Source organism: Henriciella sp. (assembly GCF_029936995.1).
Taxonomy (GTDB): domain Bacteria; phylum Pseudomonadota; class Alphaproteobacteria; order Caulobacterales; family Hyphomonadaceae; genus Henriciella.
This window is the reverse complement of sequence record NZ_JAPYRE010000004.1, coordinates 293,434-312,494: the sequence shown is the minus strand read 5'-3', so window position 1 is coordinate 312,494 and position 19,061 is coordinate 293,434. Positions and strand designations below refer to the sequence as shown.

The window sequence follows — 19,061 nt, the reverse complement described above, 5'->3', positions numbered from 1 at the left end:
TTACATCACCTGATCCACGCACCCGGCGCATTCGTGCGATAGCCGAGCGCCCTGTAGGCTGCATCGATCAGGGGCTGGCCGCGGTCATTCATCAACAGGCCCGGCCCCATCTTCGACATGGTATAGCTGAACGCCATCCCACAGTCCGGATCGGCGAAACCGATGTGTCCGCCCGCACCGACATGGCCGAATGCATGCTCACCCATGATGGCCGACTGGTCCTGCCCCCCGGCCAGCGCCCGGTTGTCCATAGATTTCATGAAGCCGGAGGCAAACCGGGTCGGGATAAGCAGTGTGGCGTCACGCTGTGTCGCGGTAGAAACCATCGACATGGCGTGCAGGCGGTCCTTCGAGACCAGCTGCCCGTCATTGCAGGCGAGCGGCGTATACATGGCCACCTGCCCACGCGCATTGGAAATCCCGCCTGCACCGCCAATCTGCGCCCTGTGCGCTTCCCGCTGGTTAGCCTTCCAGCCACCATTGTTCACGAATGACAGCGCCTGTACCGAATTCGGATCGGCGAGAAGCGACTTGGTGAAATCCGAAAGCGGGTCATCCGGCTTCGGTTCATAAGGGATGATCGGCGCGATGTGGGCTTTTGCGTCCTCCGGCAGACCGATATGGAAGTTGGCCCCCGTTGGCCCGGCAACCTCTTCTGCGAAGAACTGCCCCAGCGACTTGCCCGAGGCCCGGCGGACGAGCTCACCAACCGTCCAGCCGAAATTGACCATGTGATAGCCATTGCGTGTGCCCGGCTCCCAGAAGGGTTCCTCTTCTTCAAGCCGCTTGATCATATAGTCCCAGTCCAGAAAGCCGCCTTCCTTCACAGGTGCCCGCAGGGCCGGCAAGGCACTCTCATGGTTCAGCATCATCTGGACCGTTGTGTTCTCCTTGCCCTTCTGTGCGTATTCCGGCCAGTACTTTGAGACTGGCGCCTGGAGTTCCAGCTCCCCCCGGTCAATCAGGATGTGCGCACACAGCGCCACGGCGGCCTTGGTACAGGAGAAGACGATTGAAACCGTGTCTTCCTGCCAGGGCTCGGCGCTTGTCGTATCAGCAACCCCGCCCCACAGATCGACCACTGTCTCGCCATTCACGCTGACACAGACCGAAGCCCCTGCCTCGCCGCGTTCCTCGAAATTCCGCGCGAACTCGTCCTTCAGTTCCGCGAATTTCGGGTCGCATGCCCCCTTCACCGTGTCAGCCATGAGCCTGTCTCCCTTGTTCTCTCTCAGCGCTCACACTGCGGTCAGGCGGGCATATCTTGCAAGCTGCGCCGCAGGGGCAAGTGTCAGAAAAACAGGAAGTAGATGATGAAGGCGACAAACAGGATGGCCCCGACAATCGTCAGCTCCAGTTCATGGCGCTTCATGATCGCCTCGGCCTTGTCACCAACTAGCATGACCAGCCCGGCTTCGGCGAAATAACGGATTGAGCGTGAAAGCGTCACGGCAATGATGAACAGGGGAATCGAATATCCCGCCGCTCCGGCCGCCGCAGTCCCCACCTGGAACGGGAATGGCGTCACACCGACCATGAAGAGCGTCGCGAAGCCATCGGTCTTCAGTTTCGCCATCGTGTCTTCATAGGCCACATTGGCATCCAGCATGGTCACCAGCGGCTGGATCGCATCGTCGGCAAAGACCGCACCCAGCCAGTACATGACGAGCCCGCCAAGCACATTACCAAGCAGGAGCGCGGCAGCCACCAGCCAAGCCGTCTTCCGGCGCAATGCCATCAGTGGCATGTAGATCGGCTCCGCCGGCACAACGACAATCGTGTTTTCGATAAACCCGATCAGAACCGAGACGGGAAGCGACCACGGCCCCTTCCCCCACTCAGAGACCCTCTGGCGAATGGAGCGTTTTCTCTTTGGGGCAGCGGCCTCGGACATCAGATTATCAAACCGGTATGCAAGTGAACGGTTCCCCCGTCAGACTGTCTCATGTGCTGGCAGGACGTGTCCGCATCATCATCCGCAACGATCTTCAGATTGGGCCTGAATGCCATGCACGCAATGGCGCGGCAACACGAAGGAACCGGTTGCCTTGTCGGCTCGACGCGCTACCTCCGCTACGCGGATTACTGACAGGAGAGCCAGGCGTGTCACAGACGACACTCGACAAGGTCTACCGGATGATCACCTCGGAGGATGACGGCAGGGTATGCCGGGACATCCCCGAAAGCGCCTGTAATCACCAGCCGCAGAACTTCCTGACCCATATCGTTTCGCTCGGGGCGACCAAGACAGCAGACGGCCTGATCGACCCGAAACTGGTTCTCTCATGGCTGCTGACACAACTTGGCGCACCAGCGGTGTTTATCGGTCTGCTTGTCCCTGTTCGTGAATCCGGCGCGCTTTTGCCGCAGCTGTTCACCGCCGCCAGCCTGCGGCGCCTGCCTCAGCGCAAATGGGCCTGGAGCGCAGGCAGCGCGGTGCAGGGAATCGCGGCGATCGGTATCGCTGTTTGCGCCCTGACCCTGCAGGGCGTGGCTGCGGGTGCGGCCATCATCGTGCTGCTCGGCCTGCTTGCGGTTGCCCGCAGTGTATCATCTGTCACCTACAAGGATGTCCTCGGCAAGACCGTCTCGAAAGTGCGCCGGGGCACAGCGACGGGCACTGCTGCATCGGCCTCCGCCATATTCGTCATCCTGTTCGGTGGCGCCCTTGCGTCAGGCTATTTCGACCGTTTGAGCCTTGTCGTTTCAGCGCTGCTTGTCGCAGGCAGGCTATGGATGATGGCGGCGTTTCTGTTCTCCACCCTGGAAGAAGTTCCCGGCTCGACAGAGGGCGGACGCAACCCGCTCAAGGCGGCCTGGGAGAACATCGCCTTGCTGGGCAAGGACGTCCAGCTGCGCAGGTTCATCGCGACAAGGGGCCTTCTGATCTCGACCGCGCTGGCACCGCCTTTCATGGTCGCCCTTTCAGCTTCGCAGGCCGCTGAGAATGCCTTCGGCGGGCTCGGCCTGCTGGTCATCGCCTCTTCCGGAGCCGCCCTGCTCAGCTCCTATGTGTGGGGCCGGCTGGCAGACCAGTCCAGCCGCAAGGTCCTGATCTTTTCAGCGCTCGCCGCAACGATTTCCCTGGTTGCAACGCTTGGCCTCAATGCAACCGGTTTGCTGCAAACCGTCTGGGCGCTTCCGTTCGTCATCTTCACCCTGATGATTGCCTATCAGGGCGTGCGCCTTGGCCGTGCGACGCACCTGGTGGACATGGCCACCGAAGAGACGCGCATCGCCTATACCGCGCTTTCAAACACCATTATCGGCCTTCTGGTCGCCCTTGGCGGGATATTCAGTCTCATTGCGGAAGTTGCCGGGCTGGACATCGTTATCGGCATACTCGCTCTAATGAGCGCAGCCGCCGCGGTCGTCGGTGCCGGCCTGAAAGAGGTTCAGGCCGACGGCCCCTAATACGAGCGTTTCAGGATTCGTGCGCCTGCTTTTCAGGCAGATGTTCTGCAACCTCCTCGGCCGTTTTGGGCTCCCCGGGCTGTCCGGCATCATTGCCGGCACCCATGACGTCATTGATGACATCATCGTCACGGTCGCCTGCCGCCTTGCGTCCCTCGAGGAATGTATCCAGCCAGGAGAGTTCCGGCTTGCGCGCAGAGAATGCTTTCAGGCCGATCAACATGGGCGTGGACAGGAACATGCCGGCAAACGACCAGAGCCAGGCCCAGAAGGCGAGTGACAGGAAGACTGCCACGGCGTTCAGCCGCAAGCGCCTGCCAACCGCGACAGGGGTTATGAACTGGCCTTCGGCTGTGTTGATGAGCCAGTATGCCAGGGGCGGCACGACCGACATCAACAGGTTATCATATGTGCCCACAGCCATCACGAACGTGACGATGATCCCGATAACGGAGCCGACATATGGAATATAGTTGAGGGCAAAGGCGGCAACGCCGAAGAAGACCGGATTGGGCATGCCAATCAGCCACATCGCCGTACCGACACAGATACCAAGCGCACTGTTGATCGCCGTGATCGTCAGGAAATAGGTCGAGAGCTGACGTTCCATTTCCCGGGCAATAGTCAGCGCTTTCTGCTTGGCCGTCAGGTTCGGCATCACCTGCACGAGTTTTTCATAGAACATGTCGCCCGAGGCAATCAGGAAGGTCGCCAGCACGATCGACAGGCCAACCTGTCCGGCGATATATGGCGTCGTCTGGGCCCACAGGCTGAATATGCCTTCCTGGCGTACGACAACCTGTTCGGGCGAATTGGGCCGGTTCTGCTGCATCTGCTCCAGCTGCTCACCAGCCTGGCGGACCGGTTCGAGCATGCCGGTCATTTCCTTCACCCGCTCCTGTACCTTGTTCATCAGCTGTGGCTCATCGCTGACAATGGTCGCCAGCGAACTCGAAATCAGGAAGAGCAGGACTGCGCTGATCGCGCAGAAAATGATCATGATGATGGCGGCGGAAACGCCGGGACCGATCCCGAGACGCCCCATGCCGCGACGGATCGGGCTCAGGGTCAGCGCCAGGAGCAGGGCGAAGATGACGGGAATGAAAAACGCCTGCGCGAATGACAGGGCCGCCACCGACATCATCACGAACAGACCGATGATTGCCCAGTGTGAATAGGATTCCGGCTGTACGGATAATAGTCCGTGTTTCAAGACCTGCGCCCCCGGCAAAACCCGGCAGGAATCAGGATGATTCCCGGCCATCGCTCATCTGAACGGGCCAGATGCAGGCATGGTTCCTGTCCAGACTGTTAGAAAGCCTCCGGAGAAGCCGGTCCTGCATCGGTCATAAACCTGTGTGGGCCTGCGAACTGTTGAATTATACCCGAAGATGAAACCGACACATTTCTGTCGTAAACCCCTTTCATTCGCGTCCATAAACAGTAGGGAATGTCCCAGAGGGCACTCAAAAACTGTGCAGAATTGCCCAAAATTCAGGCTGACAGGTGGGGCATGGCGATCACCAGAAACAGGTTTACAGGGTTTGCTGCATTTACGTTCGCAGCCGCCCTCTACACCGCGCTTCCAGCGAGCGCGCAGAACACCTCCTCCGTCTCTTCGCCCGGTGTCGACGCCGGGGAACGCGGCTTCGAATATCGCTTTGGCTGGACGCCCGGCGAAAACGGACGTGGCGACAGCTTTGCGCACCGCTTCGACTATGCCTTTTCCCTGAACGAACGGCAGGGCGTCAAAGTGATCGCCGTCGTCGATGACAAGGCTGGCCGCGATGCGCGCCTGAACTATGTCGGCGGGGAATTCATCTGGGAAGTCACTCCGGAAGATGCCCGCGTCTGGCAGAGTGCCCTGCGTGTGGATGGCCGAATTTCGAATGGATCAACGCCAGAACAGATTGGCTTCGACTGGATAAACCGCTGGACGCTAGGCCCTCGCTGGCATGCACGCGCCATGGTCGCCACCTCTAAGGAATTCGGCGACCGGGCAGATGACGGCATCGGCATCGAGGCACGCGCCAGCCTGAACTACAATCTCGGTGGAGGCTACAAGGCCGCCCTGCTCTTCTTCAACAAGCTCGGCACGCTGGACGACTTTGGCACAGACGGGCAACGCCAGCAGATCGGCCCGACCCTCAGCGGCCCACTCGGTAACGGGTGGGGCTGGACAGTGGGCAACCTGTTCGGCGTGTCGGACGCCGCCCCGGACAATGATGTCCGGATCTGGCTGTCACGCGACTTCTGATTTCTTTCGGCCTAGTCGAACGTCACGACCTGGCGGGCGACCGAGCCCTTGTTGTCCTTCAGGTTCTGGAGCGCCCCCGTGATGCCCTCAAGGCCGATGCGGTCGGATACCAGGTCGTCGAGATGCAGCCGCCCCTGCTTGTAGAGTTCGATCAGGCGCGGAAAGTCGATCCGGAACCGGTTCGACCCCATAACGGCCCCCTGCAAACGCTTCTCCGTCACGAGTAATTCAATACCCGGTATCTCGATGTTCACGCCGGGCGGGATCATGCCGATAATCGTCGAGACCCCGCGCGGACGCAGCATCAGATAGGACTGTTCGGCGGTCTGCTTCAGGCCGATGCATTCGAACGAATAGTGCACGCCGCCGCCTGTCAGCTCTTTCACCTGCTCAACCGGGTCGCCCTTGGCCGGATTGACAAAATCGGTCGCGCCGAACTTCTTCGCCATGGCCAGCTTTTCGTCCGAAAGGTCCACCGCGATGACACGCGCTGCCCCTGCAATTGCGGCCCCATTGATCGTCGACAGGCCAACCCCGCCGCAGCCGATCACGGCCACTGTCGAACCCGGCTCGACCTGTGCCGCATGGAAGACCGAGCCAACCCCCGTGATCACGCCGCAGCCGATCAGTGCGGCCCGGTCCATCGGCATTTCCGGGTCGATGGCGCAAAGCGTGTTTTCATGCACGAGAATCTGTTCGGCAAAGGAGGACAGGTTCAGGAACTGATGCACCGGTTCCCCGCCTGCACTGAGCCGCGGCGCTTCACTCTCGGCCCTGTTGAAGAAAGGCCGGTTCACCGTGTGGCAGACCGACATGTGCCCCGACATGCAGAACTCGCATGTGCCGCAGAAGGGCGACAGGATCGAAACGACATGATCGCCCGGCTTCACCGCCGAAACCATCGAGCCGACCTGCTCGACGACGCCTGCGCTCTCATGGCCGAGGATGACCGGCATCTCGGCCGGGAACGCTCCGTCCCAGAAATGCACGTCGGAGTGGCAGACCCCGACCGCCTTCAGCCGCACGAGCACCTCGCGCGGGCCGGGCTTGGAAATCGAGACATCTTCAATCGACAGAGGCTTGTTCGCCTCCCGCATCACGGCAGCTTTCATGGGTTTCCTCCGGTCTGTCGGGCCAGCTTTTGTGCCGGCCTCTCTTGGGTTTGACTCTGGAAATATCATGCAGCTGCGGGCCTGTCATTGCAGACGCCGCGTCAACGCGCTTTCGCCGAGATCAGATCACCGGCACCAGCCCCGGCATCCAGAAACGTACACCGGCCGCTGTCAGCACCGCCACCAGCAAGCCCCAGCCAAAGCTCATGAAGGTGCCGATGATAATGTATTCCGCCGTCTTGCGCTCGGCCGGGTTGGTGACGTCGCCGAAGCGCAGGATGGACTTTGCGGCCACCAGAAAACCGACACCGGAAGGCTGGCCCATCAGGATCAACAGCAGGACAAGCCCGCGTTCGAGACAGCCGATATAGAGCCCGCCATTCGACAGGCCCTCGATCGGGGCGCGGATCTCGTCCATCAGCCCGGCCGTCGCCTTTCGGATCAGCACCGCGCCTGCTCCCAGGCTTGCGACAAGGCCGGTCAAAAGAACGAGCACAGCCATGTAGGCCTCGCCCCAGCCGGGAGGCAGGATGTCAGCCCACCAGCCGGCTGCCATGATGTTCGGAAAGGCCATGGCGAGGCCAAGGATAACCATAAGGTGTACGCCCTGGTCTGCGAGGAATGCCCAGAAACGGTCTGGCAGAAGATAGACTTTTACCGCATCCATGACGATGTGCGTGCCCAGCAGGAGAGCCAGGGGGAGGAGTGGAAACCCGCCCAGAAACAGCACGGCTGTCGCGAGTACGATGATCGCATGGCCGAGCAGGACCAGAGGTTTTCGCTTGTTCCGGATCAGCCCGGCCGGCTGAAGCAGGAAATCGGCAACGAAATGCGCGCACAGCAGGGCGGTAAGTGTTGCAGCCATTCAGACCGGACCTTTCACACCTATTTGACAGCTCAATTCACTTGTCTGGCACCAGACAAGCCGTTTTTTGTCTCTTGTCTCACACCGTCGCTTGCGCGGCCAGAAGCGACTTCCATTGCGTCGTCTCGAATGCCGTAAGCGGCTCCTGAAGCGCCCGCCACCCTGCCCCGCTCAGCGATGCGGTCACAGACTGTTTTGTAACTGGCGGAACAAGCCGGCGGGAAATTTCCTCATGCGTCTCTTCCGGGTGGAGCAGAGCCAGCCCGGCAATCTCGGACTGACGGCGTGTCCAGCTGCGCACAAGCTCACTGACCAGGGAAACAGACGCCTTTGCCCATAGGCCCGTCTCACCTGCCCGTACCGGCAGTGCGGCGGTCATGTCGAAATACCCGGTCATCGCATCCAGCGCCCGGCCCGAAAGCGTGAATGCCTCACCCGTCGAAAGCGACACTTTTTCGGAATCTACACGCTCGCATGTTCCAATCGCTATGGAGATACGCGTATCGGCCTCAAGCCGGGCGCGTAGCTGCGCGCGCAGATAGAGCGCCAGGCGCAAGGCGAGATTGTGTTCGGTCAAGAGAAGCTGCCAGGCATCCCCGCGATAGATATCGAGCCGCGCTTCGACAGGTTCAGACCAGCTGTTGCAGAACCCTTCTGCTGCCCCCTGCAAAACCGCCCGCACCTGCGCAAGCGTCTCCGCCGGCATCTCCGACGAGGCGATGATATCCCCCGTCAGGACGGCATGAATGCGCTGGTTTTCTGGCGGATTGGCCACTACGGCACCCAATAGACAGTTATTATTGACTGTCTTATATAAGACAATCATTTACGATTGTCTAATACTGAGTACTAACCGAACGGCTTGTCGATGGAGGGCGAAAACGCGCTGAAAAGTTTCGGCCCGTCTTCCGTCATGTAGAGGCAGTCTTCCAGCCGCACGCCGAATTCGCCGAAGGTGTAGAGTCCCGGCTCGTTGGAGAAACACATGCCCGGCGCAAGCGGGGTGTCCTCGCCCTCGACAAAATTGACCGGCTCATGCCCGTCGAGCCCGATGCCGTGGCCCAGCCGGTGCGATAGCCCCGGGGTACGATAGCCCGGTCCATAGCCCTTGCTTTCATAGAAGGCCCGCACCGTCTCATCGACCAGCCCTGCCCGCACACCGACCTGCGCAGTCTCCAGCGCCAGTTCCTGCCCGGCCTTTACCGTGTTCCAGACATCGCGCTGCTTCGCCGTCGGTTCGCCGAACACCCATGTGCGCGAGATATCGCTCTCGTAGTCATGCACCCCGCAGCCGCAATCCATCAGGATGACCGAGCCCTCGCGCACGGTCTGCCTGCTGTTTGTGCCATGCGGATAGGCGCTCGCCTCGTTCAGCAGCACCATGGAAAACTCCACCGCCCCGCCAAGCGCTTCGGTCGCCTTGCTCATCATCGCGGAAATGTCGCCCTGGCTCATGCCCAGTTCGACACGCGGGTAAATATGTTTGTAAGCCGCCAGCGTGATGTCGTTCGCCGTCTGCATCAGGGCGAGCTCGGCGGGCGACTTGTACATGCGAACCCCGCGCGTGACGCTCATGCCGGAAACCGTTTCGAAGGCTGGTGCGGCTTTCGCGATACCATTCGCGATAAAGTGGCGAACTGTTTCTTCTATGGCGATTTTACCCGCGTCATGGCCCCGGTCTTTCAATGCCCCGGCCACCAGCACGAACGGGTTCTCATTCTCGTGCCAGGTGTGTACATCGACATCGACCTTCACGCTCTCGCGCACCGACGGCTCCTCGAAGTAAGGCGTGACGACCACCGGCGTGCCTTCGGCCGGGATCACGACACCCGTGAACCGCTCAGAGCGCCACCAGCGGATGCCTGTGAAATAGACAAGCGCCGAACCGGCCTCGATCACCAGCGCGGAGATGCCCTGTTCCTGCATCAACGCCTGCGCCTTTTCGAGACGCTGCTGGTGTTCTTCAGGTGAGATCGGCACTGCATTGGCGGCAATGTCGCGAAGCTCGTCCGGGGCTGTTTGCGCCGTCGCCTGCCCCGTGCCGAGCACCAACCCAGCCGCGCCGCTCGTCAGAAGAAATTCGCGTTTCGTCAGCATCTTCCGCCTCCATCTTGATCCGGGAGACAGTCTGCCGCGCTCACCCTACTTGTCCAGACACCAGCGCATGATCGCCTTCTGTGCGTGCAGGCGGTTCTCGGCTTCGTCGAAAACCAGCGAATTCGGCCCGTCGATCACTTCGCTGTCGACCTCCTCACCCCTGTGCGCAGGCAGGCAGTGGAGGAACTTCGCGCCCGGCTGGGCGAGATCCATCAGCTCCTCGGTCACAGCGTAAGGCTCCAGCGCCTCAAGGCGCTCATCGGCATCGAGGTCGCCCATCGAGACAAATGTGTCCGCGATCACGACATCGGCCCCGGCCACGGCATCTTCGGCGGTAGCATAAAGCTCGACCCGGCCCTGCATCTCGCGGGCGATCTCGACATCGTCTTCGTCCGGGGCGAACCGGTCCGGCGTGCCGACAGCCAGCGTGAAACCGAACTTGGCGCTCGCATGGATGAAGGAGGAGCAGACATTATTGCCATCACCGACCCAGGCCAGACGCGCGCCCTTGAGGTCGACCCCATGCTCTTCCAGCGTCATCAGGTCCGCCATGATCTGGCAGGGGTGAGACCGGTCGGTCAGCCCGTTGATGACAGGCACGCTAGCCGACTCGGAGAAGTCCTCCACATCGCCATGATCGTTCGCGCGGATCATCACCATGTCGACATAGCGTGACAGGACGCGGGCAGTATCGCCAATGCTTTCACCCCGACCGAGCTGCATGTCGGCGGAGTTCAGCACGATGGAGGTTCCGCCGAGCTGGCGTATGCCGACATCGAAACTGGTGCGCGTACGCGTCGATGACTTCTCGAAGATCATGGCCAGGATATGCCCGTCCAGCGGCGCTCCTTCGTCCACCTTGCCTTTCGGCCAGCCCCGCCGGGCCGCCTTCATGGCATGGGCCTCATCGAGCATGCTGCGCAGATCGCCAGCCTCAAGCTGCCAGAGATCGAGAAAATGCCGGATCGCCATGACGTGTCCTCCTGCCGCCTCTCTCCTGAAATCATGAGGCGGAAAAACCAAAGGCCGCGCCTTAATGGAAAATTTTACCCGTGCCTAGGGCGATACGGCCCGAACGCAAACTTGCCTGCCCCCGAATTGTGTCTAGTTTGACATGTATGAGTGACAAGAAGGCCGACACGACGACAGTCCCGCCGGATGCGCCCGCCGATGGCCCGCTTCTGCTGGGAAGCGTCCTGGATGGCACAGGCGGCGCCAAAGCCGTCTCATGGGCCGAAGCCCAGCGCTGGATACAACCCGACAAGGGAAGCGTTCTCTGGCTCCACCTCGACCGTGTCTATCCTGACCTTGACGACTGGCTCCACGATTCCCTGAATCTCAATGAAGCCACGGCAGACGTTCTGCTCTCCAACGAGACCCGCCCGCGGGCCTTCCGTGAGGGCGATAGCCTGATCACGGTGCTGCGCGGGATCAACTTCAATCCCGGTGCCGACCCGGAAGACATGATCGCCATGCAGATGTGGTGCGACGGCCAGCGCCTCATCACGCTGCGGCGCCGGCGGCTGCAAACCCCGCGCGACATTCACGCCGAGCTCGCTTCCGGGAACGGACCGTGTAGCGCAGGTGACCTGTTCACCGCCCTGACAGAACAGCTCGTCGTCAAGATGAACCGTGCCATCGTCGAGATGAACGAGCGCATCGACGAGATGGAGGACGATGAGGACAGCGAAGTCGATGAACTGCTCACCGAGATCGCCGAAATCCGTCGCAACTGTCTCGCCCTGAAACGGCACATGTCGCCGCAGCGTGAGGCCCTGCTCCTCATCCAGCGCAATCCACCGTCCTGGCTGTCAGAGGAGAACCTCATCGACATCCGCGAGACCGGCGAGCGGCTTGAGCGCTACCTCGAAGACCTCGACGTCTCCAAGGAGAGCGCGCTCGTTCTCCAGGATGATCTCAACAACCGCGCCGCAGCCCGCATGAACCAGACCATGTACATGCTCTCCATCGTGGCTGCGGTGTTCCTCCCGCTCGGCTTTATCACCGGCCTGCTCGGCATCAATGTCGGCGGTATGCCCGGGGTCGAATCCGGTAATGCCTTCTGGATCACGGTCGGTATGCTGGCAGCGATCATGGGTCTGCAATACTTAATCTTCAGGAAGCTCAAATGGCTCTAGCACATTGGATAGTCTCTCTCGCTCAACAGGGCGCAAGCCAGCCCGCAGATGAAACTGGGGCCACCTCCGAAGACACGGCCAGCAACGGTGAAGAGACCACCGGCAGCGAGAACGGGGATCTTATCCAGAACCATATCGACTGGACCGAGGCCAGAGAGGCCACCATCGACGGTTTCAACACTTTCCGGGACAATTTCCTGTCGCTTGGCTCTATCTGGCAGGCACTTGCGGTACTGGCCGCCGTCGGCCTTGGCTGGCTTGTTTCACGCTATCCGGCAGGCCAACTGCGCAGATATGCCGACAGCCGCCCGAATGACGACATCCTCTCAAGGCTTGCCCTGTCGCTGGCCCGGATTGTCTGGCCTGTCTTCATTGTCCTGCTGCTGTGGATCGCGACAGCGGTGTTCAATGCTGTCGGCCTGCCCAATACAGGCCTGCGCATCGCCGCGAGCCTTCTGAATGCCTGGATCGTGGTGCGCTTCATCACGGCGAACATGAAGGAAGGCTTCTGGCAGACGGCCATCGCGGTGCTCGCCTGGACGGTCGCCGCGCTCTACATCCTCCGCCTGCTCGGGCCGGTTACAGATGCCCTGAATGCCGCAGCCTTCACGGTTGCCGGGGTCAAGATCACCATTCTGCGGATCATCACCAGTGTCTTCATTGCGGTGGTTGCGCTCTGGATCGGTCGCGTGGCTGGGGATGCGGCCCAGTCGCAGCTGAAATCCAGCAAGTCACTGAACCCTTCAATGGCCGGCCTGCTTGGCCAGGTCCTGAAGGTCAGCTTCATGACAGCCGCGATCCTCTTCGCGATCTCGTCACTTGGCGTTGACCTGACCGCACTTGCCGTCTTTGGCGGCGCTCTCGGTGTCGGTATCGGTTTCGGCCTTCAATCGATATTCTCGAACTTCATTTCCGGCATCATCATCCTGTTCGAACGCTCAATTAAGGTCGGCGACTTCATCGAGCTGCAATCCGGCGTGACGGGGCTCGTCAAAGAGATCAACATCCGTTCGACGCTGGTCACAACGAATGACAATGTCGATATCCTCGTGCCGAATGAGGAGTTCATCAAGGCGCAGGTCATCAACTGGACCCTGCGCGATGCGCGCCGCCGCATGCGTGTGGAGTTCGGCGTGGCCTATGCTTCCGACAAGGAAGTGGTCAAGAAGGCCGGTCTTGAAGCGGCTGACGAAGTGCAATGGACGTTCAGGGATGCCCCAGGCCGTGACCCTCAGGTCTGGCTGACCGGGTTCGGCGACTCAGCGCTCGATTTCGAACTGGTCGTCTGGCTGACAGAGGAAGCGGTCAAGAAACCCTCCCGCGTAAAGGCCGACTACTATTGGGCACTGCATACCGCGCTCACGAAATACGACATCGAAATCCCATTCCCGCAGCGCGATATCAATTTCCGCAATCCGGGTGATTTCAAGGTCTTCATGGCCAGAGATGGCGAGGAACCGGGCGACGCCTAGATGAGTGATGCAACACCAGGCAAGACACGCCTGTTTCGCCTGACCTGGCCGACACTCGCCTGGGTTGTGGGGCTGAACGTCATACCAGCGTTGCTCGCCTACCCCTTTTTCGGTCTCGCATACGGGACAGCATTCTGGTTCATCGTCATTCTGCCTTATTCCATATGCGGCAGTCTCAGCCCCCTGTTACGGGCCAGTTTCCAGGATCGACTGGTGCTTCTGGGCTGCCTGGTCCTGCTGGCCGGGCTGGTCTTCATGTTTCTGATCGCGTCTTTCGGGGTGACGTCGCCCGCCACAGCGATCGCAATCCTGTTCTTCGCAACAGTTGCGGTTCCCGTGATCGACGCTGCAAACGCGGTACAATACCGCTATCCCACATTTCGCGACCAGAACGGGAAGACCATGTCGGACTTCTTCGAGGCCGATCCCACAACGTGGTAGATGCGCCGCGCCCTAGTCCAGCCAGTTCAGCGCCGCTTCAAGCGCCAGGTCCGGCCCGTTGCCATTGTCCGCGACAACCCTGTAAGGCGGCACCCAGTAATGGCGCGGCGTACCGTCGACATGGCGCAGGTCATAGGCCGGCAGACGCACGCTGAGCCCGCTGCCCGGCAGCTCGAAACTCTCCACGCCGCCCGCGAGCCGGGCCATGGGCGTACCAAAGACGCGCGCCCGGTTCAGCCCGTCAAAGCCTATAGCCATTCCTTCGCCCATGCTGCCCGTCCAGCGCCCAGCCAGCACCGCGACGCGGCCCTTCACACGCCAAGGCCCGCGTGATGCTGCCCGCCGCTTGCTCTCACCCTCCCAGCGCGGGCCTGAGAGCTGGTAAGTCTTCACCCCTGAAATGAACCGCCCGAGCACCGGTTCTGCCACATCGGTATTGCCGCCGCCGGGTGTGTTGCGCAGGTCGACCACCCAGGCTTCAACGCCGCGAAGTTCATCCAGCGCGGCCTCGAAGGCCTCGACTGTCTCCGGATTTCCTAGCGAGTCCTCGAACCGGATATAGCCGATATTCCCGTGCAGACGGCGAGATGACACGAGACCATCGCGCGTCCCCCTCTCTCCAGACGCTTGCAGATCAAGCTCCAGGGCCTTGTTATTGCGTTCAATTTGAATCGTCCTGCTGTCCCCGCGAACCCCTGCGGCCTGCGCATTCAGCGCCCATTCGAGCCGCGCCTCGCTGACCCGGTTCCGCCCAGCCCGGATGCGCTCGATGGCGCTGGCAATGACCGGCACGCCATTCATCTCCAGCACGATATCACCGACTTCCAGCCCGGCCCCAGCTGCTGGCGAGCCCGCCCGGACAGCTGTCACCACGGCTATGCCGCTCCTGTAGTCGAGCCAGTAGTCGCTGCCCGAAGGCACAAGCCTCGGCGAGGTAGCAGAGTTGGCATTCAGCGAGACATGATTGTCCCAGAGCTGGTCGAGCAGCCGCTCCAGGATTGCGAGGTGGCCGGCCGGGCTCGCGGCGGCTGCGGTCTCAGCCTCTGCCCGTGCCATTTGGCAGGCTTCCGCCCAGCCTTCGCGCCGAGGCTCGAAATAGACATACTCCTCGCGCACGAGGTCGCAAAGTGCGTCGATATCCTGCCGGACCGGAAGGCTTTCATCCTCTGGACGTTCCTGCGCATGGGCCACGTCCGGCATGGTCTCGTGGTGGTACGCCAGCGGTATGACAGTAGTCCAGAAAATCGCGCTCGCCAGTACAGGCAGGGCGCGCGGCAGCATCCCTCTCAACATGAGCTGTCTCTCGTGTGCCGAACCGTCAGCGCCGGGTGAGCTGTTTCAGATTGATCGCCTTGCCGAGAACGAACCCGATCACGACACAGAGCAACATCAGGAAGACGCGGCGTGTCTCAAATCCGAAGCCCAGGAAATTGACCTGAATCGTTGCCAGGTTCTGCAACGCGAAGATGATGACAAGGGCGAGCAGGATTAAGGCGAGCCATGTCTTGGCGTTTTTCATTCAAAAATCTCCTGAAGCTGGATGTACCAGTAATGCTGATCCTCTGGCCGCGCGGGTCAAGCCCTGGCTTCGGAACAGGCACACGGCTGGTCCGTTGTAAACTATATGCAATGGTTCGGACCGCTGAATGTCATACGCCGCTCACCGCCCTGGCAGAAGGTCGGCGTGCCAACAACCCGCGTCGTTTCCGGCATCGGGGGCAAGCTGGGCGAGAACAATGTCGCGCTGGTCGCGGGCGGAGTGGCCTTTTATGCCTTTCTCTCCATCTTTCCCGCCATTGCCTGCGCTCTCATGCTGTGGGGGCTGTTCACCACTGAGACCGAACTACGCTCCTATCTCGACCTGTTGAGTGCAGTCGTTCCGGAATCGGCCTTCACGCTGATCTCGAACCAGATGATCCGGATTGCCGACAGCCAGACAACCGGGCTTTCATGGGGTGCGGTGCTTTCCCTGGGACTTGCGCTCTGGTCTTCGTCGCGGGCGGTGAATGCCCTGCTCAGCGCGGTGGCTGTAACCTATGACCGCCACAAGAAGCGCGGCTTCGTCACCCAGAACCTGCTCGCGCTCGGTTTTACCGGCGGCGGGATCGTCTTCGCCCTCCTCTCGCTGGCCGCGATTGGGGCTGTGCCGCCAATTATCGACGCGCTACAGCTGGGCTCATTCATAGAAGCCGGTCTCAGGATTGTACGCTGGATTGCGGTGCTGAGCCTGTTCCTCGGCGGCATCTATGCGTTCTACCGCATTGCACGCCCGCATGGCGTCCGTCATGCCGACCTGCGCACACGCCCGGTCCTGCCCGGAACGATTGTCGCAGGCACGATCTGGCTTGCCGCCTCGGTTGGCTTTTCCTTCTATCTCGGCAACTTCGCCGACTATAACGAGACTTTCGGTTCGCTTGGTGCCGCGGTCGCCCTGCTGATGTGGTTGTGGCTGTCGGCTTTCGCCGTCTGCATCGGCGCAGAAACGAACGGCGTCATCGGACGCGACAGAAAAGACACCGCTCAATCCGCCAGTTGACGCTACGTTGCATCTTGCAGCCCCCGGCCGCACCAATAATCTCCCGGCAAAATGGGAGGATCACATGAAACTATACAATTCCGTCGGGCCAAACCCGCAGGTCGTGCGCATGTTCATGGCCGAACGCGGGCTGACCATTCCGCTCGAGGATGTCGACATCATGAAGGGCGACAACCGCCAGGACGGCTATCTTGCGATCAACCCGGCCGGACAGCTGCCTGCCCTCCTGCTGGATGACGGTATGCTGATCACCGAGATCACGGCGATCTGCGAATATCTCGACGAGACGCAAGCTGGCGACAGCCTGATCGGCGCGACCCCGGAAGAACGCGCCCAGACGCGGCGCTGGACCCGCTGGGCCGACCTGCAGATCGTCGAGCCGCTGACATCGGGCTTCCGCGCCGCTGAGGGCCTGCCCATGTTCAAGGACCGGATGCGCTGCCTGCCGGAAGCCGCCGAAGGGCTGAAAGCCATCGCGCAGGACAATCTCGCTTTCCTCGACAAGCAGCTTGCCGAGCGGGACTATCTGGCCGGCGATCACTTCTCGCTCGCTGACATCCTGCTGTTCTGCTTCCTCGCCTTCGGCGAACAGGTTGGCCAGCCACTCAATCGCGACCTGAAGAACGTTGCTGCCTGGTTTGACCGGATGGCCAAACGCGAGAGTGCGAAGGCTTAGGAGAAAGCCGGCGCGTGCTCATTGCAGGTGTCAAAGCCCAAAGCCCCACACGCGCCAGGTTTACATCTAAGTAGATAGGCCCTCAGACCGCTTCGCGGTCGAGGGTGAGGCGTGCCGTGGACGGTACTGCTATCCTTCAGCCGCGGCCTGTTCCTCATCACACAGATCTATGATGCGGTTGAGCTTGGCGACGAAGTCGTCGAGCTTTCCGGGGCCAAATTCCGCGTCGATGCGCTGATTGATCGAAAGCATCGCGTTGCTTGCGCAGTCGATCGCTGCCTCCCCATTCCCCGTCAGCTTCAGCACCCAGGCGCGGCTGTCACTGCGGCTGCGCGTCTTTTCCAGCATACCGAGCCCGATCAGGCGTTTGACCATGGCGGTGATCGCGGAATCATTGAGCCGCAGGTCGCGCGCAAGGCTGGTCTGGTTGAGTTCCTCCGCTGCGCCGACGCGGGTCAGAACGCCAAGCTGTGGGGCGGTGATACCGGCGGCCTCGACCAGCTGGCGATCCGTAACCTTGCGCATCTGCTGGGCGGCGATCTGGAGGCGTGAATAAAGCCGCGGATTTTTCGTTCTAGTTTCCATCGCCCTGCCCTTGCACCTCCAGCTTACACCCGATATACTTCACAGGTGAAATAATATACATTTGCAGGCTATCTGGCAAACCCAGCCTGCATCAGACTCAATCCGTAACGCTAGTTTCTCTGGGAGGAGAAGAAAACCATGGATACCGGAAGCCTCGACAAACTCAACGTCCGCGATGACCTGCATGACCTGCGGATGTCGGAAAAATCCGTCCCGCTGTATGAGCACGTCAAGAAGTTCATCAAGGAAGAAGTCGATCCGATGAGCGTGAAATTTCACGAACTCGGCGCCAACCGCGCAGATCGCTTCTCATACGCCCCCGGCCAGCTCGAGGAACTCGACAAGGTCAAGCAGAAGGCCAAGGACCAGGGCCTGTGGAACTTCTTCCTGCCCAACGCCGAGACCGGCGAGGGCCTGCCCAATCTCGACTATGCCTATATCGCCGCTGAGCTGGGTAAGAACTCGCTCGCATCGGAAAGCATGAACTGTGCAGCACCGGACACCGGCAATATGGAAGTGCTGGAGCGTGTCGGCACGCAGGCGCAGAAGGACCAGTGGCTGAAGCCCCTGCTGGCTGGCGAAATCCGCTCCGCCTTCGCGATGACCGAGCCGCACACGGCCTGTTCGGACGCGCGCAACGTGCGTACGCAAGCAGTGCTGAAGAACGGTGAATGGGTCATCAATGGCGAGAAGTATTACGCCTCTGGTGCTGGCGACCCGCGCTGCAAGATCATGATCGTGATGGTCCAGACCGATCCGGACGGCCAGAGCCATGAGCAGCAGAGCCAGATCCTCGTGCCGATGGACACGCCTGGTGTTGAAGTGCTCGGCCCCATGCATGTCTTCGGCAAGGACGATGCCCCGCACGGCCACATGCATATCCGCTTCACGGACGTGAAAGTGCCGGAAGAGAACATCCTGCTCGGCGTTGGCCGTGGCTTTGAAATCTCACAGCTGCGTCTCGGCCCGGGCCGTATCCACCACTGCATGCGCTCCATCGGCGCGGCCGAAAAGGCGCTCGACCTGATGCTCGAGCGTGGCATGAGCCGCGATGCCTTCGGCCAGCCGCTGGTCAAGCTTGGCGGCAACCAGGAGAAGATCTCGCGTGCCCGCATCGAGATCGAGGCCTGCCGCCTGATGGTGCTGAAAGCCGCCAAGGCGATGGACGTGCTCGGCAACAAGGAAGCCCGCGTCTGGATTTCCATGGTCAAGGCGATGGTGCCGGAGAAGGTCTGCAAGATCATCGACGACGCGATCCAGATGCACGGCGCGACAGGTGTCTCGCAGTGGACCCCGCTCGCTGACATGTACACCAGCCAGCGTACGCTGCGCCTGGCAGACGGGCCTGATGAGGTTCACCACATGGTCGTCGGCCGCAACGAGATCGGCCGTATGGGCATGAGAGGGCAGAAGTAAGCACTTCGCCCGATACCAGAATGAAGAAAGCCGGCGCCCGAAGGTGCCGGCT

19 protein-coding genes are annotated in these 19,061 nt (G+C 61.0%); 8 read left to right on the top strand and 11 right to left on the bottom strand.

Annotation, left to right across the window (positions count from 1 at the left end; translation table 11 throughout):
• Positions 1-5: 5 nt before the first annotated feature.
• Together Q1K31_RS10920 and Q1K31_RS10915 are read right to left on the bottom strand one after the other, a co-directional pair.
• Positions 6-1,208, bottom strand: coding sequence for a serine hydrolase domain-containing protein (locus tag Q1K31_RS10920; protein ID WP_300379306.1), 1,203 nt, complete (start codon positions 1,206-1,208; stop codon positions 6-8).
• Positions 1,209-1,291: 83 nt separating this feature from the next.
• Positions 1,292-1,894, bottom strand: a complete 603-nt coding sequence (locus Q1K31_RS10915) for a VTT domain-containing protein (RefSeq protein ID WP_300379304.1) — start codon at positions 1,892-1,894, stop codon at positions 1,292-1,294.
• A 209-nt stretch (positions 1,895-2,103) separates the two neighbouring features.
• Here Q1K31_RS10915 and Q1K31_RS10910 point away from each other — a divergent pair, with 209 nt between their 5' ends.
• Positions 2,104-3,414 (top strand): MFS transporter, encoded by a 1,311-nt coding sequence (locus tag Q1K31_RS10910; protein WP_300379302.1) that lies wholly within the window; start codon positions 2,104-2,106, stop codon positions 3,412-3,414.
• A 10-nt stretch (positions 3,415-3,424) separates the two neighbouring features.
• Here Q1K31_RS10910 and Q1K31_RS10905 read toward each other — a convergent pair whose 3' ends face one another.
• Positions 3,425-4,627, bottom strand: coding sequence for an AI-2E family transporter (locus Q1K31_RS10905; protein WP_300379300.1), 1,203 nt, complete (start codon positions 4,625-4,627; stop codon positions 3,425-3,427).
• A gap of 300 nt (positions 4,628-4,927) precedes the next feature.
• Here Q1K31_RS10905 and Q1K31_RS10900 point away from each other — a divergent pair, with 300 nt between their 5' ends.
• Positions 4,928-5,671 carry a hypothetical protein gene (locus Q1K31_RS10900; protein ID WP_300379298.1) on the top strand — a complete coding sequence of 248 codons (744 nt, stop codon included), beginning with the start codon at positions 4,928-4,930 and terminating at the stop codon, positions 5,669-5,671.
• A gap of 11 nt (positions 5,672-5,682) precedes the next feature.
• Here Q1K31_RS10900 and Q1K31_RS10895 read toward each other — a convergent pair whose 3' ends face one another.
• From Q1K31_RS10895 to argF, 5 genes are all read right to left on the bottom strand, one after another.
• Positions 5,683-6,783, bottom strand: coding sequence for a Zn-dependent alcohol dehydrogenase (locus tag Q1K31_RS10895; RefSeq protein WP_300379296.1), 1,101 nt, complete (start codon positions 6,781-6,783; stop codon positions 5,683-5,685).
• Positions 6,784-6,904: 121 nt separating this feature from the next.
• Positions 6,905-7,648 (bottom strand): DUF3307 domain-containing protein, encoded by a 744-nt coding sequence (locus tag Q1K31_RS10890; protein WP_300379294.1) that lies wholly within the window; start codon positions 7,646-7,648, stop codon positions 6,905-6,907.
• 79 nt (positions 7,649-7,727) lie between these two features.
• The gene (locus Q1K31_RS10885) at positions 7,728-8,423 is read right to left on the bottom strand and encodes a hypothetical protein (protein ID WP_300379292.1); all 696 of its coding nucleotides are present in this window, start codon (positions 8,421-8,423) and stop codon (positions 7,728-7,730) included.
• A gap of 74 nt (positions 8,424-8,497) precedes the next feature.
• The gene (locus tag Q1K31_RS10880) at positions 8,498-9,745 is read right to left on the bottom strand and encodes a Xaa-Pro peptidase family protein (RefSeq protein WP_300379290.1); all 1,248 of its coding nucleotides are present in this window, start codon (positions 9,743-9,745) and stop codon (positions 8,498-8,500) included.
• A gap of 45 nt (positions 9,746-9,790) precedes the next feature.
• Positions 9,791-10,717, bottom strand: a complete 927-nt coding sequence (gene argF / locus Q1K31_RS10875; RefSeq protein ID WP_300379288.1) for an ornithine carbamoyltransferase — start codon at positions 10,715-10,717, stop codon at positions 9,791-9,793.
• Between the two features lie 146 nt (positions 10,718-10,863).
• Here argF and Q1K31_RS10870 point away from each other — a divergent pair, with 146 nt between their 5' ends.
• The 3 genes from Q1K31_RS10870 to Q1K31_RS10860 are packed head-to-tail and all read left to right on the top strand — an operon-like array spanning position 10,864 to position 13,796.
• Positions 10,864-11,883, top strand: a complete 1,020-nt coding sequence (locus tag Q1K31_RS10870) for a zinc transporter ZntB (protein WP_300379286.1) — start codon at positions 10,864-10,866, stop codon at positions 11,881-11,883.
• Positions 11,874-13,355, top strand: coding sequence for a mechanosensitive ion channel domain-containing protein (locus Q1K31_RS10865; RefSeq protein WP_300379284.1), 1,482 nt, complete (start codon positions 11,874-11,876; stop codon positions 13,353-13,355). Before Q1K31_RS10870 ends, Q1K31_RS10865 begins: the two co-directional genes overlap by 10 nt.
• Positions 13,356-13,796: a hypothetical protein gene (locus tag Q1K31_RS10860; protein ID WP_300379283.1), complete on the top strand. Its 441-nt coding sequence runs from the start codon at positions 13,356-13,358 to the stop codon at positions 13,794-13,796. It begins immediately after the preceding gene.
• Positions 13,797-13,808: 12 nt separating this feature from the next.
• Here the strand turns inward: Q1K31_RS10860 and Q1K31_RS10855 are convergent, their stop codons facing one another.
• Positions 13,809-15,089: a S41 family peptidase gene (locus Q1K31_RS10855; RefSeq protein WP_300379281.1), complete on the bottom strand. Its 1,281-nt coding sequence runs from the start codon at positions 15,087-15,089 to the stop codon at positions 13,809-13,811.
• A 25-nt stretch (positions 15,090-15,114) separates the two neighbouring features.
• Positions 15,115-15,315: a hypothetical protein gene (locus tag Q1K31_RS10850; protein WP_300379279.1), complete on the bottom strand. Its 201-nt coding sequence runs from the start codon at positions 15,313-15,315 to the stop codon at positions 15,115-15,117.
• Positions 15,316-15,420: 105 nt separating this feature from the next.
• Between Q1K31_RS10850 and Q1K31_RS10845 the strand changes: the two genes are divergently transcribed.
• Together Q1K31_RS10845 and Q1K31_RS10840 are read left to right on the top strand one after the other, a co-directional pair.
• A complete protein-coding gene (locus Q1K31_RS10845) occupies positions 15,421-16,332 on the top strand; it encodes a YihY/virulence factor BrkB family protein (protein WP_300379277.1) in 912 nt (303 codons plus the stop codon).
• Positions 16,333-16,396: 64 nt separating this feature from the next.
• Positions 16,397-17,008, top strand: a complete 612-nt coding sequence (locus tag Q1K31_RS10840) for a glutathione S-transferase family protein (protein WP_300379275.1) — start codon at positions 16,397-16,399, stop codon at positions 17,006-17,008.
• Between the two features lie 129 nt (positions 17,009-17,137).
• On the opposite strand, the gene Q1K31_RS10835 is transcribed toward Q1K31_RS10840, so the two are convergent.
• Positions 17,138-17,593, bottom strand: a complete 456-nt coding sequence (locus Q1K31_RS10835) for a MarR family winged helix-turn-helix transcriptional regulator (protein ID WP_300379273.1) — start codon at positions 17,591-17,593, stop codon at positions 17,138-17,140.
• Between the two features lie 138 nt (positions 17,594-17,731).
• Here Q1K31_RS10835 and Q1K31_RS10830 point away from each other — a divergent pair, with 138 nt between their 5' ends.
• Positions 17,732-19,009, top strand: coding sequence for an acyl-CoA dehydrogenase family protein (locus Q1K31_RS10830; protein ID WP_300379272.1), 1,278 nt, complete (start codon positions 17,732-17,734; stop codon positions 19,007-19,009).
• Positions 19,010-19,061 lie beyond the last annotated feature (52 nt).

Coding starts and splice junctions, on each gene's coding strand:
- Q1K31_RS10895 (WP_300379296.1), bottom strand. CDS start 6,783: ATGAAAGCTGCCGTGATGCGGGAGGCGAACAAGCCTCTGTCGATTGAA.
- Q1K31_RS10880 (WP_300379290.1), bottom strand. CDS start 9,745: ATGCTGACGAAACGCGAATTTCTTCTGACGAGCGGCGCGGCTGGGTTG.
- argF (WP_300379288.1), bottom strand. CDS start 10,717: ATGGCGATCCGGCATTTTCTCGATCTCTGGCAGCTTGAGGCTGGCGAT.
- Q1K31_RS10830 (WP_300379272.1), top strand. CDS start 17,732: ATGGATACCGGAAGCCTCGACAAACTCAACGTCCGCGATGACCTGCAT.
- Q1K31_RS10920 (WP_300379306.1), bottom strand. CDS start 1,208: ATGGCTGACACGGTGAAGGGGGCATGCGACCCGAAATTCGCGGAACTG.
- Q1K31_RS10865 (WP_300379284.1), top strand. CDS start 11,874: ATGGCTCTAGCACATTGGATAGTCTCTCTCGCTCAACAGGGCGCAAGC.
- Q1K31_RS10870 (WP_300379286.1), top strand. CDS start 10,864: ATGAGTGACAAGAAGGCCGACACGACGACAGTCCCGCCGGATGCGCCC.
- Q1K31_RS10840 (WP_300379275.1), top strand. CDS start 16,397: ATGAAACTATACAATTCCGTCGGGCCAAACCCGCAGGTCGTGCGCATG.
- Q1K31_RS10915 (WP_300379304.1), bottom strand. CDS start 1,894: ATGTCCGAGGCCGCTGCCCCAAAGAGAAAACGCTCCATTCGCCAGAGG.
- Q1K31_RS10850 (WP_300379279.1), bottom strand. CDS start 15,315: ATGAAAAACGCCAAGACATGGCTCGCCTTAATCCTGCTCGCCCTTGTC.
- Q1K31_RS10845 (WP_300379277.1), top strand. CDS start 15,421: ATGCAATGGTTCGGACCGCTGAATGTCATACGCCGCTCACCGCCCTGG.
- Q1K31_RS10860 (WP_300379283.1), top strand. CDS start 13,356: ATGAGTGATGCAACACCAGGCAAGACACGCCTGTTTCGCCTGACCTGG.
- Q1K31_RS10890 (WP_300379294.1), bottom strand. CDS start 7,648: ATGGCTGCAACACTTACCGCCCTGCTGTGCGCGCATTTCGTTGCCGAT.
- Q1K31_RS10900 (WP_300379298.1), top strand. CDS start 4,928: ATGGCGATCACCAGAAACAGGTTTACAGGGTTTGCTGCATTTACGTTC.
- Q1K31_RS10835 (WP_300379273.1), bottom strand. CDS start 17,593: ATGGAAACTAGAACGAAAAATCCGCGGCTTTATTCACGCCTCCAGATC.
- Q1K31_RS10855 (WP_300379281.1), bottom strand. CDS start 15,089: ATGTTGAGAGGGATGCTGCCGCGCGCCCTGCCTGTACTGGCGAGCGCG.